This is a genomic window from Pseudomonas sp. UBA4194, assembly GCF_002379585.1.
Taxonomy (GTDB): domain Bacteria; phylum Pseudomonadota; class Gammaproteobacteria; order Pseudomonadales; family Pseudomonadaceae; genus Aquipseudomonas.
The window spans coordinates 69,098-85,133 of sequence record NZ_DFUE01000025.1; the positions used below are offsets into that span (position 1 = coordinate 69,098).

Below are 16,036 nucleotides of genomic sequence, written 5' to 3' on the forward strand. Positions count from 1 at the left end.
TTCAGATCACGACAATCACAGCGGCTTGCCGCGATTGCCGTGCTGGGCGACAAAGTTCTGCACAGCGGCGAGATCGTTGGGCAGCACGGTGCATTTCTCTTCGCGCTCGAACAGATCCACCAGATGCGCCGGCAGCTCCAAGGCCTTGCCGATGCCGGCCTTCTGCACCGCTTCCGGGAACTTGACCGGATGAGCCGTTCCCAGCACCACCATTGGGGTGTCAAGGCTGCGACGGCACTCACGCGCCGCGCGCACGCCAATCGCGGTGTGCGGATCGAGCACTTCGGCACATTCGGCGAAGACCTCTGCAATCGTCTCGCAGGTCTGTTCGTCGTCGACGGCCAGCGAATCGAACAACCTGCGCGCTTCCACCCAACGCTCTTCTTCGACGCTGAAACCGCCGCCCTGCCTGAAGCTGTCCATCAGCCCCGCAATCGCCGCACCGCTGCGACCGTGCAGGTCGAACAGCAGGCGCTCGAAGTTCGACGACACCATGATGTCCATCGATGGCGACAAGGTCGCGTGCAAGGTTTCCTTGACGTACTGGTTGCCGCTCATGAAGCGGTGCAGGATGTCGTTGCGGTTGGTGGCCACGATCAACTGGTTGATCGGCAAGCCCATGTTACGCGCCAGATAGCCGGCGAAAATATCGCCGAAATTGCCGGTCGGCACAGAGAACGCCACGGAGCGCGCCGGGCCGCCCAACTGCAGGGACGCATGGAAGTAGTAGACGATCTGGGCCATGATCCGCGCCCAGTTGATCGAATTCACCGCTACCAGGCGAGTGCCTTTGAGGAAGCTCTGGTCGGCGAAGCTGTTCTTGACCATCTCCTGGCAATCGTCGAAGTTGCCTTCGATGGCGATGTTATGGACGTTGTCACCGAACAGCGTGGTCATCTGCCGACGCTGCACCGCCGAGACACGCTCGTGCGGATGCAGGATGAAGATGTCGACGTTCTCGCAATGCTTGCAGCCTTCAATGGCCGCCGAGCCCGTGTCGCCACTGGTAGCGCCGATGATCACCACGCGCTCACCACGCTTGGCCAACACGTAATCGAGCAGACGGCCCAACAGCTGCAGGGCGAAGTCCTTGAACGCCAGGGTCGGGCCGTGGAACAGCTCCATTACCCACTCATTGCCCCGCAGCTGGCGCAGTGGCGCGATGGAAGCATGGGTGAAAACGCCGTAGGTCTCCTCCAGGATCTTCTTGAAATCGGCATCCGGAATGCTGCCGGTAACGAACGGGCGCATGACCCGGAACGCCAGTTCGTGGTACGGCAGGCCGGCCCACGAAGCGATTTCTTCCTGAGTGAAACGTGGCAGGTTCTCCGGCACATACAGGCCGCCGTCGCTGGCCAACCCGGCGAGCAGCACCTCTTCGAAGTTCAGCGCCGGAGCCTGACCGCGAGTACTGATATAACGCATTACGAATTCCTCTGGCAGCTGTCGCTTAGTTCAAGTGCTCGACACGGATGCGAACCACCGGCCCGACCACGCCCTGCAAGGCTTCCAACGCCTTGATGGCGTCGTTGATGTGCTGTTCGAGCACGCGGTGAGTCAGGAGGATCATGGGCACCAGGCCATCGTGCTCCTCCACTTCCTTCTGCATGATCGATTCGATGTTGATGCCACGCTCCGAGAGGATGCTCGCCACCTGGGCCAGCACCCCAGGGTGATCCTTGGCCTGGATACGCAGGTAATAGGCACTCTCGCACTCTTCGATCGGCAGGATTGGGTGTGCGGACAGCGAGTCGGGCTGGAAGGCCAGGTGGGGCACACGGTTTTCCGGGTCCGAGGTCATGGCACGGACCACGTCCACCAGGTCTGCCACCACCGACGAAGCGGTTGGCTCCATGCCGGCACCGGCTCCGTAGAACAGCGTGGAGCCTGCGGCATCACCGTTGACCATCACGGCGTTCATCACGCCGTTGACATTGGCGATCAGCCGATCGGCCGGAATCAGGGTCGGATGAACGCGCAGCTCGATGCCGCGCTCGGTGCTGCGCGCCACGCCCAGGTGCTTGATGCGATAGCCCAGGGCTTCGGCGTAGTTGACGTCGGCCGTGGTCAGGCGAGTAATGCCCTCGGTGTAGGCCTTGTCGAATTGCAGCGGAATGCCAAAGGCGATGGAGGCCAGGATGGTCAGCTTGTGCGCAGCGTCGATGCCTTCGACGTCGAAGGTCGGGTCCGCTTCGGCATAGCCCAGCGCCTGGGCCTCGGCCAGCACGTCTTCGAAGGTGCGACCCTTCTCGCGCATCTCGGTGAGAATGAAGTTGCCGGTACCGTTGATGATCCCCGCGACCCAGTTGATGCGGTTGGCCGACAAGCCCTCGCGGATGGCCTTGATCACCGGGATGCCACCGGCCACAGCGGCTTCGAACGCCACGATCACACCTTTTTCGCGGGCCTTGGCGAAGATTTCATTGCCGTGCACGGCAATCAGCGCCTTGTTCGCGGTAACCACGTGCTTGCCGTTCTCGATGGCTTTGAGCACCAGCTCGCGGGCGATGCTGTAGCCGCCGATCAGCTCGATGACGATGTCGATCTCGGGGTTGCTGGCGACCGCGAATACATCGTTGGTAATGGGGGTACCGGTGATTTGGCAGCTGGGGTTCTGCGACCGCATCGCGATCTGCGCAACTTCAATACCGCGCCCGGCGCGGCGGGCAATCTCCTCGGCGTTGCGCTGAAGTACGTTGAAGGTGCCGCCACCGACGGTACCTAACCCACAGATGCCTACTTTGACCGGTTTCACTCTGAACTCCCCATGAAACGGCCGACTCGCTGTCGGCCGTGATGCTGACCACCGGCCATGGGCCGGGGCGATTGATACTGTTTTATACCATCGGTTGGCGCGATGGCGCTCAGCCCTTGGCGTCGAGCGCCAGCTTGGCCACATTGGCCGCTGGTTGATAACCTGGAATCATCTGGCCGTTTTCCAGCACGATGGCCGGCGTACCGCTCACGCCGATCGACTGGCCCAGCTCGAATTGCTTGGTCACCGGGTTGGCGCACTTGGGCGCCTTGATGGTGTCGCCAGCCACCATCTTGTCCATGGACGCCTTGCGATCCTTGGAGCACCACACGGCCTGCAACTGCTCGTCGCCCGGCGATCCCAGTCCCTGGCGCGGGAAGGCGACGTAGCGCACTTCGATACCCAGACGGTTCAGCTCGGGCACTTCGGCGTGCAGCTTGTGGCAGTACGGGCAGGTGGTGTCGGTGAACACGGTGATATGGGACTTGGTCTCACCCACGGCAGGGTAGACCACGGTTTCGGCCACCGGAATGGCGTTGACGGTCTTGGCAATGGCCTGACGTTCGGTCTTTTCGGTAAGGTTGACCGGCTTGCCGTCCTGGATCTGGAACAGGTAGCCCTGCATCACGAACTGGCCATCGGCGCTGGCGTAGAGCACGCGGCCGCCCTTGAGCTTGACTTCATACAGGCCATTGAGCGGACTGCTGGCCACGCTTTCCACCGGGACATCGAGTTTCAGGGTATCCAGGGTCTTGCGAATCGCTTGCTCGGCGGCCTGATCGGCGACGGCAAAGGTACTGACCAACGCAATGGCTGCGGCGGCGAAAATGCGGGTCACGCGCATGGGAACTCCTGAGGCGACGGACTTGAGGGGCGGTGGACAACTGGATAACCACGGCCCGCTGCGTAAACCGGGCAAGCCTACCACATTCGCCCCCGCAGGCCGACTGCGCGCATCGCGACCGACAGGCGCTGATCGTCAGATTTCATCCCCGCGGATGGTGTTTGGCGTGCAGGTCCTGCAAGCGTGCGCGCGCCACGTGGGTGTAGATCTGCGTGGTCGACAGGTCGCTGTGACCGAGCAGCATCTGCACCACCCGAAGATCGGCGCCGTGGTTCAGCAGGTGGGTGGCAAAAGCGTGTCGGAGTGTGTGCGGAGACAGCGCCTTGGAGATACCGGCGACCTGGGCCTGATGCTTGATGCGATGCCAAAAGGTCTGTCGGGTCATCTGTTCGCCGCGCTGGCTGGGAAACATCACATCGCTGACGCGGCCGTTGAGCAGCTCTACCCGGCCATCACGCAGGTACCGCTCCACCCATACAACCGCTTCCTCGCCCATGGGCACCAGGCGCTCCTTGTTGCCCTTGCCCATCACGCGCAGTACGCCCTGGCGCAAATTGACCTGATCCAGGGTCAAGCTCACCAGCTCGGTGACACGCAGCCCACAGGCATACAGCACTTCAAGCATGGCGCGATCGCGCTGGCCGATCGGCTCGCTCAGGTCCGGGGCTTGCAGCAGCGCTTCGACGTCGGCTTCGGAGAGTGACTTGGGCAACGGTTTGCCCAGTTGCGGCATGTCGACTTGAAGGGTCGGATCGACGGCAATCAGTTTTTCGCGCAGCAGGTAGCGATAGAACCCCCGTGCCCCGGACAGAAAGCGGGCCGTTGAGCGGGCCTTGTAGGCCTGGTCGACACGCCAGGCCAGATGATCGAGCAGCGTATCGCGTCCGGCACTCTCCAGGACGATCCCCCGCTCTTGCAGCCAGCCGTTGAACAGGGCCAGGTCGCTGCGATAGGAATCCCGGCTGTTCTGCGACAAGCCTTTCTCCAACCACAGGGCATCAAGGAATTGGTCGATCAGGGGGTGGTCTAGGGCAGGCATTGGGGGTCATGGTAGGCGGGGGTGCGTAGATAATAACAGGGCGCTGGAGCAGGGTGACGCTATCGCGGGTAGAACCCGCTCCCACAGAGTCTCTTCGCCGTACTGGAGCCCGCGAAAATTCCTGTGGGAGCGGGTTCTACCCGCGATGAGGCCAGACCTGCCGCCACAAAACCCTCGCCCACAAAAAAGGCAGCCCGAAGGCTGCCTTTTCCTGCATCAGAAACAAACTGTACTCAGGACAGTTTTTCCTTGATACGTGCTGCTTTACCAGACAGGTCGCGCAGGTAGTACAGCTTGGCTTTACGCACGTCACCACGACGTTTCACGGCCATGCTGTCGATCTGCGGGCTGTAGGTCTGGAAAGTACGCTCTACACCTACACCGTTGGAGATTTTACGAACGGTGAAGGCACTGTTCACGCCGCGGTTGCGCTTGGCGATAACAACGCCTTCGAACGCCTGCAGACGGGAACGATCACCTTCCTTCACTTTCACCTGAACGACAACGGTGTCGCCCGGGGCAAAGGGAGGGATCTCTTTGGTCATCTGCTCGGCTTCGAGTTGCAGAATGATTTTGTTGGTCATGCTGTGCTCCTAAGGCAAATCGTCGGATTTACCATCGATACGTTAACTATCGTTCCGCTCGCGGAGATACTCCGCCAGCAGCTTGTTCTCTTCTCCAGAAAGCGAGCGTCTTTCCAGAAGATCGGCACGTCGTTCGTAGGTCCGCCCAAGGGACTGCTGCAAACGCCAGCGCCGGATGTGTGCATGATTGCCGCTAAGCAATACGTCGGGAACACGCTGATCCGCATACACCTCCGGTCGGGTGTAGTGCGGGCAATCCAGCAGACCGTCCGTGAAGGAATCTTCCTCCGCGGAGTCTGCATGCCCCAAAGCTCCGGGCAGCAGTCGTGTAACCGCATCGATCAGGACCATGGCAGGCAGCTCACCGCCAGACAGCACATAGTCGCCAACAGACCACTCTTCATCGACATGAGCCTCAATAAAGCGCTCGTCGATGCCTTCATATCGCCCGGCGATCAGAATCAATGATTCACAGGTCGCCAGTTGCTTGACCGCGCCTTGTACCAACGGCTGGCCTTGCGGCGACAGGTAAATGACCTTCGCCTTGTCCCCTGCCGCTGCCTTGGCCTGAACCAGAGCATCTTCCAGGGGCTTGATCTTCATTACCATTCCCGGACCACCGCCAAAGGGCCTGTCATCCACCGTGTGGTGACGGTCCGTGGTGTAGTCCCGCGGGTTCCAGCAGGTCAGTTGCAGCAACCCCTGTTTTACCGCGCGGCTGGTAATGCCGTACTCACTGATGGCCGAGAACATCTCGGGGAACAGGGTGATCACCTCTACGCGAAGGCTGGCCATCGCTTAGAAGTCCGCGTCCCAATCCACCCTCATCTCGCCAGCGGCCAGGTCGACCTTCAACACGCATTGCGCCGTATAGGGCAACAGGCGTTCACGATCATCCAGACTGCCCGCGCAGGGCTTCACCACCATTACATCGTTGGCACCGGTCTCCAACAGGTGATCGATGGTGCCGAGCAATTGCTCTTGCAGATCGATGACCTTCAGGCCCTGAAGCTGATACCAGTAGTAGTCATCTTCGGCCAGGTCGGGCAAAAGGCTGCGCGAGATGCAAATCTCGTAACCGGACAGAAGACGGGCTTCGTCGCGATCATCCAGGCCTTTCAACTTGGCAACCAGATCCTTTTGAGTGGATCGGCCGCTGACCAGCTCTACCTGCTTGGTCACGCCTTCGCGCCGAAGCGTCCAGGACTTGTACTGCAGCAGGTTTTCAATCGGATCGGTAAAGGAAAAGACCTTCACCTCGCCGCGAACGCCGTGTACCGAGAAAATCTTGCCGACGACGATCAAGTCATCAGCGGAATCTGGCGTCGCGTTCATATTGCTCAGGCCGCGGCCTTGGCAGCTTCCTTCAGCAACTGAGCAACACGCTCAGAAGGCTGTGCACCAACGCTCAACCAGTGGTTGACGCGCTCTTGGTTCACGGACAGACGGATTTCCTGACCACGGGCAACAGGGTTGAAGAAACCCACGTGCTCTTTGTGCGAGCCGTCACGCGGGTTACGCGAGTCGGTCACGGTCAGTTGGTAAAACGGGCGCTTTTTGGAGCCGCCACGGGCAAGACGGATGGTTAGCATTGAACATCGTTCCTGTAGTCGGTGCTGCAAATCATAATGCACAGCGGGCACACGGGTGCCCGAAAGGCCGCATATTCTCAAGGAATACACGGACATTTGCAAATGCCTTTTTCCGATAGGTAAAGGCTTGCAGCGCGATTTTGCCTATAAGCCGTTGCAAGCAACGGAGTTTGGCCGGATGGCCGGGGTATTCATCGGTACGCGGGGAGTGCTTGTGGGGCGGGCCTTGCCTGCGAAGCAACAGGCCTGATACATCCAGGTGCCCTCTTCGCAGGCAGCGCCCGCTGCCACAGGTCCGCGTACCGAAGGAATGCGTTACATCTTGGGCATGCCGCCACCGCCGGGCAGCATGCCGCCCATGCCGCGCATCATCTTGGCCATGCCACCTTTGGTGGAAAACTTCTTCATCATCTTCTGCATCTGCTTGTGCTGCTTGATCAAGCGGCCGATGTCCTGCACCTGGGTGCCCGAACCCATGGCGATGCGGCGCTTGCGCGAACCGCTGATCAACTCGGGATCGCGGCGCTCGGCCGGGGTCATGGAGTTGATGATGGCTTCCATCTGCTTGAACTGCTTCTCGGCAACGTTCTGAGCATTGCCCATCTGCGACAGGTTGACCCCGCCGATGCTCGGCAGCTTGTCCATCAGGCCGCCGAGGCCGCCCATGGTCTTCATCTGCACGAGCTGATCGCGGAAGTCTTCGAGATCGAAGCCCTTGCCCTTCTTCAGCTTCTTGGCCAGCTTATCGGCCTTGTCCTTGTCCAGCGACTGCTCGGCCTGCTCGATCAGGCTGAGCACGTCACCCATGCCCAGGATGCGTGAGGCGATGCGGTCGGGGTGGAACGGCTCGAGCGCTTCGCTCTTCTCGCCCATGCCGATGAACTTGATCGGCTTGCCGGTGATGGCTCGCACCGACAGCGCGGCACCGCCGCGGGCATCGCCGTCGACCTTGGTCAGCACCACGCCGGTCAGCGGCAGCGCATCGCCAAAGGCCTTGGCCGTGTTGGCCGCGTCCTGACCGGTCATGGCGTCGACCACGAACAGCGTCTCGGCAGGCTTGACGGCAGCATGCAGCTGCTGGATCTCGCCCATCATCTCGGCGTCGATGTGCAGGCGGCCGGCGGTGTCGAGGATGACCACGTCGATGAACTTGAGCTTGGCTTCGCGAATCGCCGCTTCGGCGATCGCCACCGGTTTCTGGCTGATGTCGGACGGGAAGAAGGTCACGCCGATGTCGCTGGCCAGGGTTTCCAGTTGCTTGATGGCGGCCGGACGGTAGACGTCGGCCGACACCACCATCACGGTTTTCTTCTTGCGCTCTTTAAGGAAGCGCGCCAGCTTGCCGGCGGTGGTGGTCTTGCCCGCACCCTGCAGGCCGGCCATCAGAATCACGGCGGGCGGGGTAACGGCCAGGCTCAGCTCTTCATTGGCGGCACCCATCATTTCGACGAGCTCGGCCTGAACGATCTTCACGAACGCCTGGCCAGGGGTCAGGCTGCGCGAAACCTCGGTTCCGACGGCACGTTCCTTGACCTTGTTGACGAAGTCTTTCACCACCGGCAGGGCGACGTCGGCTTCAAGCAACGCCATGCGCACTTCACGCAGGGTGTCTTTGATGTTGTCCTCGGTCAGCTTGGCCTTGCCGGTAACGTGGCGCAGCGTCTGCGAGAGGCGGTCTGTCAGGTTTTCAAACATGTCGCGATCCTTTCTGGCTCTGGTTGAGCCGAGGTTGTGGCGGCAAGAGCAGGTCGGCGATTATAGCGAAGTGTGGGTGCCACGGACACCACGCCGCATGCAGTCTTTCGTCGGCGGGCATTTGATGCCAAACTCAGCCACTTTCGGGCTCGCTGCACAGGACTTATGCTCCCCTTGTCACCCAGTTTACTACCCACCCTCGCCGCCGCCTGCCTGTACGCCGCAGCGACCGCCTATCAGGGAACCCGCATTGGCCAGGGAGGCAAGGCCGACAAACGCCTGCTTTATGTGCTCGGCTTCCTGGCCGTCATTGCCCATGGCACCGCCCTCTTCTCTCAGCTGTTGACCCCGCTGGGGCTGAGCCTGGACTTCTTCAGCGCCGCCAGTCTGATTGCCGTGGCGGTGATCGCCCTGACCCTGATCGCGACCAGCCAGATCCCGGTGGAAAACCTGCTGGTGTTGCTGTTCCCCCTGGGCCTGGCGACCATCCTGATCGCCCAGTTCGCGCCCGGCGGCACCGCGCCGCTGATTCAAGAAGAACCGGGCATCCTGACCCACATCCTGCTGTCGATCCTGGCCTACGGGATGTTCACCATCGCGGTGTTCCAGTCGCTGCTGCTGCTGTTGCAGAACCATCAGCTCAAGCACAAGCATCCGGCTGGGCTGATCAAGAACTTCCCGCCACTGCAAACCATGGAAAGCCTGCTGTTCGGCTTCATCTGGGCCGGCTGGGCGCTGCTGTCGCTGTCGCTGATTTCCGGCTGGCTGTTCGTCGAGAACCTGTTCGCTCAGCATCTGGTGCACAAGACGCTGCTGGCGTGCCTGGCCTGGATCGTCTTCAGCGTGCTGCTGTGGGGGCGCAACCGCCTCGGCTGGCGCGGACACAAGGCTATCCGCTGGACACTGGCCGGTTTCTGCCTGCTGATGCTGGCCTATTTCGGCAGCAAGCTGGTTCGCGAATACATTCTGCACATCTGACAGGTCATACATGGACACTCTGCCCCTGGGGCCGATACTGGGCGTACTGGCACTGGCGATACTCTGGGCCGCGCTGTTCAGTGCCGTGGAAGCGGCGCAGCACACCCTGGCCGCTCAGCGCCCAAGCAGCCGCGCCGGTGATCGTCCGACACTGAACGTGCCGCTGCAGAGCCTGGTGCTGCTCAATACCCTGAGCCGAGTGCTGGCAGTCACCCTGAGCGTCACGCTGGGTATCTACCTGCGCGGCCAGCAAGGCGCGTGGCTGGGCGGCATCGCCGTCGCGGCAGCGCTGCTGGTGTTTGCCGACTACCTGCCGCGTCAGTGGGCCCGACGCTTTCCCGACACCTTCATCGGCATGGCCAATGCCCTGCTGCCGCTGCCCTTGAAGCTGGTCTGGCCGCTGGCCTGGCTGCTCGATGGCGCCACTCGCCTGATGGTCAAGCCGTTCGGCCCCAAGGCCAGCCCAGTCAATCAACAGCAAGAATCCGAGCCTGCGCGCAACCTGCTGAGGGATCTGGCCTTCGAGGCTCGCAGCAACAAGCCGCACCTGGTCAGCGGCATCCATGCGCTGGACAAGATCACGGTCAACGACATTCTGGTACCGCGCAACGAGATCGATGGCATCAACCTCGATGACTCGTTGGAGGAGATCACCAATCAGCTGATGATCAGCCGCCACACGCGCCTGCCGGTGTATCACAACGATATCAACCAGGTGGAACGGGTGCTCAACACCCGCCAGATCAGTCATTTGCTGCCCAATCGCGAACTGACGGTCGAGGCCCTGCTGGCCGCCTGCTACGAAGCCTACTTCGTCCCTGAAAGCACGCCACTGCAAATGCAGCTGCTCAACTTTCACAAGCAGCAGCGTCGCCTGGGCATCGTGGTGGATGAGTACGGCGAGGTGCAGGGCATCGTGACCCTGGAAGACATCCTGGAGGAAATCGTTGGCGAGTTCGAGGAGGATACGATCGACAACCCTCATATCCATCCGCAACTCGATGGCCGCTATGTGGTCGAGGGCCAGGCCTCGATTCGGGATATCAACAAGAGCTTGGGCTGGCATCTGCCCAGCGATGGGCCCAAGACTCTGAACGGCTTGGTGACCGAGGCCCTGGAAAGTATTCCGGCCAGTGCGGTGTGCCTGAAGATCGGGCGTTATCGAATGGAGATCCTGGAGACCGAAGAGAATCGGGCTTCACGGGTTTTGATCTGGCACATGAGCAGCTTGCCGCCAGCGATGTGATGGGTGGTGTCCGTGACACCCATGTACCGCTTCCTCTCCCCCAGGGAGAGGGCTGAGGTGAGGGGACCATCCACATCCGATCCCCCCGCCCTAGCAGTCCCCCTTTTACAACTCGACCTTCACCGCCTGCGCAGCCCGCGTCGCCTTCGCCCGCGCCGCCTCGATCGACTCATCGCGCGCCAGTGCCACACCCATCCGGCGCTGGCCATTGACCTCGGGCTTGCCGAACAGACGCAACGCCGTATCCGGCTCGGCCAATGCCGCGCCCAGGTTATCGAATGCGGTCTGTTGCGACGTGCCTTCCACCAGAATCACCGCGGACGCCGAAGGGCCGAACTGGCGAATCAATGGAATCGGCAGGCCCAGGATAGCGCGGGCGTGCAACGCGAACTGCGACAGGTCCTGGGAAATCAGGGTCACCAGACCGGTGTCATGAGGTCGCGGTGAAACTTCGCTGAACCACACCTGATCGCCCTTGATGAACAGCTCGACGCCGAACATCCCGCGCCCGCCCAGGGCTTCGGTGACCGCCTTGGCCACGCGCTCCGATTCGGCCAGTGCCGCCGGACTCATGGCCTGGGGCTGCCAGGACTCCTGGTAGTCGCCCTTTTCCTGGCGATGACCGACCGGTGCGCAGAATGTGGTGCCGCCGATGTGGCGTACGGTCAGCAAGGTGATTTCGTAGTCGAAGTCGATGAAGCCTTCGATGATCACTCGCCCCTTGCCCGCGCGACCGCCTTCCTGGGCATAGTCCCAGGCGCTTTGCACGTCGGCTTCGGACTTGAGCAGGCTCTGGCCCTTGCCCGACGAACTCATCACCGGTTTCACCACGCATGGGAACCCCAGATCCAGCACGGCTTCGCGGTAGGCCTCGAAGGTGTCGGCAAAATGGTAGGGCGAGGTCGGCAGGTCCAGCTCCTCAGCCGCCAGACGGCGGATGCCTTCGCGGTTCATGGTCAACTGCGCGGCCCGGGCGGTAGGCACCACATTGAAGCCTTCGGCCTCCAACTCCACCAGGGTCGCGGTGGCGATGGCTTCGATTTCCGGAACGATGTAGTGCGGCTTTTCCGCTTCGATCACGGCGCGCAAGGCGGCGCCGTCGAGCATGTTGATCACGTGGCTGCGATGAGCCACCTGCATGGCCGGTGCGTTGGCGTAGCGGTCGACGGCAATCACTTCAACGCCCAGGCGTTGCAACTCGATCACGACTTCCTTGCCCAGTTCGCCGCAGCCACACATGAGTACGCGGGTTGCGGTGGGCGACAGGGGGGTTCCGATACGGGTCATTTCAGGTCCTCAGGGGAACGTAGGATCGAGGGCAGCGCAGGGCGCCCGATAAAGACGGGCATTTTACATCAATTGACGGCTGCATTCCTGCGTGCACGCCAGGCCATTGCCAGCCACACGGCGGTGACCCCGGCAAATTTGGACAGCAGCGCGGTGATGATCACGCCCGGCGTCAGGGCGTCGATCATGCCGAAGAAGATGAAGGTGTCCAGCGGGATGCTCAACGCCGAGCTTATCCACAGGCGGTCGTGCAGGGGGCGCTTGGTGATGGTGAAGACGATCCAGTCGATCAGCTCGGAAACCCCGAAAGCGGTTGCACTGGCCAGGGCGATGGACGGATCGGATGTGATGTAGGACAGCACCAACGCCGCCAGCATGGCCAGGATGGCACCGTGGCCGAAGCGGGTTTGCACCATGTCACGCAGGATAAACACCAGCCCGCCCCAGGCCGACCAGATGATGTCCAGGTGCGGCGCAGCGGAAAAGGCGTAGTTGATCAGCACTACGCTGGCGATGTAACTGATCAGGAAGAACATGATGAGGGTCGCTGGGAGAATCGGGGTGGACAGGGTACTTGAGCCTGGGGATGGCTGCAAAAGGTGTGATGCCGCAGGTTTGCGCTTGCCCATCCCGGCCCCATCGCGGGTAGAACCCGCTCCCACAGGGATCACCTCCGATACACAGATCCAGGCTCCCGCTGGAATCTGCAGGGATTCACAGACCCAGCCCTTGCTGGAAATCTGCAGGGCTGCACAGGTCCAGTCCCTACTGGGAATTTGCAGGGCTTCACAGATCCAGGCCCTGCTGGGAATCTGCAGGGCTGCACAGATCCAGGCCCTGCTGGAAATCTGCAGGGCTGCACAGGTCCAGTCCCTACTGGGAATTTGCAGGCTTCACACATCCAGCCCCTGCTGGGAATCTGCAGGGCTGCACAGACCCAGCCCCTGCTGGGAATCTGCAGGGCTTCACAGATCCAGGCCCTGCTGGAAATCTGCAGGGCTGCACAGATCCAGGCCCTGCTGGAAATCTGCAGGGCTGCACAGATCCAGGCTCTACTGGGAATTTGCAGGGCTGCACAGATCCAGTCCCTGCTGGGAATCTGCAGGGCTGCACAGATCCAGTCCCTGCTGGAAATCTGCAGGGCTGCACAGATCCAGCCCCTGCTGGGAATCTTCTGGGCTGCACAGATCCAGGCCCTGCTGGAAATCTGCAAGGCTGCACGGTTCCCTGTGGGAGCGGGTTCTACCCGCGATGGGGCCGCCTCGGTGTCAGCCTGGCAGCATCAATCCTTGTGCCACCGCGCGCTCATGGGTCAACTTCAACACTGCCCGCCGCTCATCGTTGCTCATCCGTCCCCAGCGGGTGATCTCTGCTGCCGTGCGCTGGCATCCGGTGCAGATGTCCTGCTCATCCAGCGCGCACACACTGATGCAAGGTGACCGTACCGGTTTCTCGACTTCAGTCATTCTTCCTGCTCTACCAGATCCCGCCCATAGCGCTGAGCATTGTGAACATAGTGCGCCGCACTGGCTTCGAGCATGCGTTTCTGCGCCTCGGTCAATTGCCGCACCACCTTGCCCGGCGAACCCATGACCAGCGATCCGTCGGGAATCTCCTTGCCCTCGGCGATCAGGGAATTGGCACCGATGATGCAATGTTTGCCGATTCTAGCCCCGTTGAGGATGACCGCGTTGATACCGATCAAGCTGAAATCGTCCACGGTGCAGCCGTGCAACATGGCGTTATGGCCAATGGTCACACCCCGGCCGATGGTCAAGGGCACGCCTGCATCGGTGTGCATCACCGTCCCGTCCTGAACGTTGCTGTGCTCACCAATGTCGATCAGCTCGTTGTCACCGCGCAGTACGGCGTTGAACCAGACACTGGCACCGGCCTGCAGGCGGACCTTGCCGATCAAGGTGGCGTTGGGTGCGGTCCAGCTGTCGGGGTGGGTCTCGACGCGAAAGTCGCCCAGGCGGTATTTCATATTGTTGTCCTCAAGGCTAGGCCTGGGCAGGCCGGCCGCCCGAGGCAATGGGTAATCAGCTCGACGTATGGTGTTGCGGCGGGCGATGCAGGCTGATGCGCGCGTCGTAGACCAGGTTCACCAGCTCGACGATCATGATTGCCGATAGCCCCCAGATCTTGTATTCGCCGAAACGATAACTGGGCACGTACCAGCTCTGGCCCTGATAGTCGATGCGATGGGTGTGCTCGCGCGGGTCCTGACGGAAAAACTCGAGCGGCACCGAAAACACCGCGGCAATTTCGGCATCGTTGGCGCGGTACTCAACGTAATCGGGAATGATGCCGACGAAAGGCGTGACCTTCAGACCATGCTTGGACACCAGCGGGCTGAGCGGCCCGACGATCTCCACCAGGCCCGGTGGCAAACCGATTTCTTCCTCGGCTTCACGCAGCGCAGTGAACACCAGGTCGGGGTCTTCGGGATCGCGGCGTCCGCCGGGGAAAGCCACTTCGCCGCCATGGGTCGAGAGCCCGGAAGCGCGCAACGTCAGCACCAGCTCGGGCTCGTCGCTGCGAGTGATGGGCAGCAGCACGGCAGCCTCTGGGAAACGGCGATCCGTTTCGAAGGTGCGTGGCGTATGGTTGCTCACTCGGCGCAGTAGCTCGTCCAGCATGGCTTCTCTCGATCCGTTGCCTGCTGGCATGATGCACCAAAGCCGCGGGCCGCCCAACCCCCATTTGCCGGCCGCGGGGTTGCAGGGCTTCAGCGCCGCGGCCAAGATAGGCTCAGCCATCAAGGATCCGAGCATGAAATTCTGCAGCCAGTGCGGCCACCCCGTTACCCAACGCGTTCCCGAAGGGGACACGCGCCCACGATTCGTGTGTGGGCACTGCGGCGTCATTCACTACCAGAACCCGAATATCGTGGCCGGCTGCGTGCCGATCTGGGAAGACCAGATTCTGCTCTGCCGCCGTGCCATCGAGCCGCGTCGGGGTTTCTGGACGCTACCGGCGGGCTTCATGGAAAACGGCGAGACGCTGGAACAGGCGGCCAGCCGCGAAACCGATGAAGAAGCCTGCGCCAGGGTCGACAACCTTGAGCTGTACACCCTCTTCGATCTGCCCCACATCAACCAGGTGCACGTGTTCTTCCGCGCCCAACTCGCCGATCTGAATTTCGCGGTGGGCGAAGAGAGCCTGGAAGTGCGACTGTTCGCGCAAAACCAGATTCCCTGGTCGGAGCTGGCTTTCCCCACCGTCGGGCGTACCCTAGAATACTTCTTCACTGACCGACTGGATCGTCACTTCCCGGTCCGCAACGAGTTCCTCGGCCCGCTGATCGGACGGCTGCCGAAAACCTGACTTCCCGCACCGGCACAGGCGGCGCGCTTCACTCCAGGATCAATCAAGACATGCGCTGTTTGCTCGCCGTTTTCTGTCTGTGCTTTGCCTCGCTGTCCCAGGCTGCCTTCACCGTCACCGTGCAAAGCAAGCCGGTCGACGAGATTGTCACCCCTGCACCGGTGAACAAGCAGCTGGGCGTGGACCCCATCGATAAGGTGCTGGTGGTCAAATCCACCCGCCAGTTGCAACTGATGAGCCGTGGCGAACCGCTCAAGACCTATCGCATCTCCCTGGGCAAGCAGCCGCGCGGGGCGAAGGAACGCGAAGGCGACAAACGCACCCCCGAAGGCTTCTATTGGCTGGACTGGCGCAAGGTCAGCGACCGTTTCAATCTGGCCATGCACGTGTCCTACCCCAATGTCAGCGACGCCGCCCGCGCCCGCCGCGATGGCGTGCCGCCGGGCAGCATGATCATGATCCACGGTACGCCACTGAATGAGGAGTACCCCGAGTGGTATTTCGCCACCCTGGACTGGACCGACGGTTGCATTGCCATGAAGAACGACGACATGCGCGAGGTCTGGAGCCTGGTCAAGGACGGCACCATGATCGAGATCCGTCCGTAGCCCCCCTCCCACCCGAACATCGGCGCAGTGATGCACTGCTTGCCCAGCGCAGGCGGCGTACGCCGAAAATTCCTACGA

18 protein-coding genes are annotated in these 16,036 nt (G+C 61.6%); 4 read left to right on the top strand and 14 right to left on the bottom strand.

The features are described from left to right. Window positions 1-15 precede the first annotated feature (15 nt). The 9 genes from thrC to ffh all read right to left on the bottom strand — a co-directional run bounded on the left by thrC (window position 16) and on the right by ffh (window position 8,509). Window positions 16-1,425, bottom strand: coding sequence for a threonine synthase (gene thrC, locus B3397_RS07245; protein ID WP_296248599.1), 1,410 nt, complete (start codon window positions 1,423-1,425; stop codon window positions 16-18). A gap of 25 nt (window positions 1,426-1,450) precedes the next feature. Next, on the bottom strand, window positions 1,451-2,755 hold the full coding sequence (locus B3397_RS07250) for a homoserine dehydrogenase (protein ID WP_296248601.1): 1,305 nt from the start codon (window positions 2,753-2,755) through the stop codon (window positions 1,451-1,453). A 109-nt stretch (window positions 2,756-2,864) separates the two neighbouring features. Beyond that, window positions 2,865-3,599: a thioredoxin fold domain-containing protein gene (locus tag B3397_RS07255; RefSeq protein WP_296248603.1), complete on the bottom strand. Its 735-nt coding sequence runs from the start codon at window positions 3,597-3,599 to the stop codon at window positions 2,865-2,867. A 142-nt stretch (window positions 3,600-3,741) separates the two neighbouring features. Beyond that, window positions 3,742-4,638, bottom strand: coding sequence for a site-specific tyrosine recombinase XerD (gene xerD, locus B3397_RS07260; RefSeq protein WP_296248605.1), 897 nt, complete (start codon window positions 4,636-4,638; stop codon window positions 3,742-3,744). 233 nt (window positions 4,639-4,871) lie between these two features. After that, on the bottom strand, window positions 4,872-5,222 hold the full coding sequence (rplS, locus tag B3397_RS07265; protein ID WP_296248607.1) for a 50S ribosomal protein L19: 351 nt from the start codon (window positions 5,220-5,222) through the stop codon (window positions 4,872-4,874). A gap of 42 nt (window positions 5,223-5,264) precedes the next feature. Then, window positions 5,265-6,017 (bottom strand): tRNA (guanosine(37)-N1)-methyltransferase TrmD, encoded by a 753-nt coding sequence (gene trmD / locus B3397_RS07270; RefSeq protein WP_296248609.1) that lies wholly within the window; start codon window positions 6,015-6,017, stop codon window positions 5,265-5,267. 3 nt (window positions 6,018-6,020) lie between these two features. Then, entirely contained in the window at window positions 6,021-6,557 is a 537-nt protein-coding gene (rimM, locus tag B3397_RS07275) for a ribosome maturation factor RimM (protein WP_296248611.1), read from the bottom strand. Window positions 6,558-6,562: 5 nt separating this feature from the next. Beyond that, window positions 6,563-6,814, bottom strand: coding sequence for a 30S ribosomal protein S16 (gene rpsP, locus B3397_RS07280; protein WP_008366201.1), 252 nt, complete (start codon window positions 6,812-6,814; stop codon window positions 6,563-6,565). Window positions 6,815-7,129: 315 nt separating this feature from the next. Then, on the bottom strand, window positions 7,130-8,509 hold the full coding sequence (ffh, locus tag B3397_RS07285; RefSeq protein ID WP_296248614.1) for a signal recognition particle protein: 1,380 nt from the start codon (window positions 8,507-8,509) through the stop codon (window positions 7,130-7,132). Window positions 8,510-8,674: 165 nt separating this feature from the next. On the opposite strand from ffh, the gene B3397_RS07290 reads away from it, so the two are divergent. After that, entirely contained in the window at window positions 8,675-9,487 is an 813-nt protein-coding gene (locus B3397_RS07290) for a cytochrome C assembly family protein (RefSeq protein ID WP_296248615.1), read from the top strand. Window positions 9,488-9,497: 10 nt separating this feature from the next. After that, the gene (locus tag B3397_RS07295) at window positions 9,498-10,733 is read left to right on the top strand and encodes a transporter associated domain-containing protein (RefSeq protein WP_296248617.1); all 1,236 of its coding nucleotides are present in this window, start codon (window positions 9,498-9,500) and stop codon (window positions 10,731-10,733) included. A 105-nt stretch (window positions 10,734-10,838) separates the two neighbouring features. Here the strand turns inward: B3397_RS07295 and purT are convergent, their stop codons facing one another. The 5 genes from purT to B3397_RS07320 all read right to left on the bottom strand — a co-directional run bounded on the left by purT (window position 10,839) and on the right by B3397_RS07320 (window position 14,662). Further along, entirely contained in the window at window positions 10,839-12,020 is a 1,182-nt protein-coding gene (gene purT / locus B3397_RS07300) for a formate-dependent phosphoribosylglycinamide formyltransferase (RefSeq protein WP_296248618.1), read from the bottom strand. A gap of 68 nt (window positions 12,021-12,088) precedes the next feature. Further along, the gene (locus B3397_RS07305; RefSeq protein ID WP_296248620.1) at window positions 12,089-12,556 is read right to left on the bottom strand and encodes a preQ0 transporter; all 468 of its coding nucleotides are present in this window, start codon (window positions 12,554-12,556) and stop codon (window positions 12,089-12,091) included. A gap of 732 nt (window positions 12,557-13,288) precedes the next feature. Next, window positions 13,289-13,486, bottom strand: coding sequence for a DUF1289 domain-containing protein (locus B3397_RS07310; RefSeq protein WP_296248622.1), 198 nt, complete (start codon window positions 13,484-13,486; stop codon window positions 13,289-13,291). After that, complete coding sequence (locus tag B3397_RS07315) at window positions 13,483-14,007, bottom strand: gamma carbonic anhydrase family protein (RefSeq protein WP_296248624.1); 525 nt, start codon at window positions 14,005-14,007, stop codon at window positions 13,483-13,485. Before B3397_RS07315 ends, B3397_RS07310 begins: the two co-directional genes overlap by 4 nt. 55 nt (window positions 14,008-14,062) lie before the next feature. Next, window positions 14,063-14,662, bottom strand: coding sequence for a CoA pyrophosphatase (locus B3397_RS07320; protein WP_296248626.1), 600 nt, complete (start codon window positions 14,660-14,662; stop codon window positions 14,063-14,065). A 133-nt stretch (window positions 14,663-14,795) separates the two neighbouring features. On the opposite strand from B3397_RS07320, the gene B3397_RS07325 reads away from it, so the two are divergent. Then, on the top strand, window positions 14,796-15,350 hold the full coding sequence (locus B3397_RS07325) for an NUDIX hydrolase (RefSeq protein WP_296248629.1): 555 nt from the start codon (window positions 14,796-14,798) through the stop codon (window positions 15,348-15,350). 50 nt (window positions 15,351-15,400) lie between these two features. Further along, the gene (locus B3397_RS07330) at window positions 15,401-15,958 is read left to right on the top strand and encodes a L,D-transpeptidase family protein (RefSeq protein WP_296248631.1); all 558 of its coding nucleotides are present in this window, start codon (window positions 15,401-15,403) and stop codon (window positions 15,956-15,958) included. Window positions 15,959-16,036 lie beyond the last annotated feature (78 nt).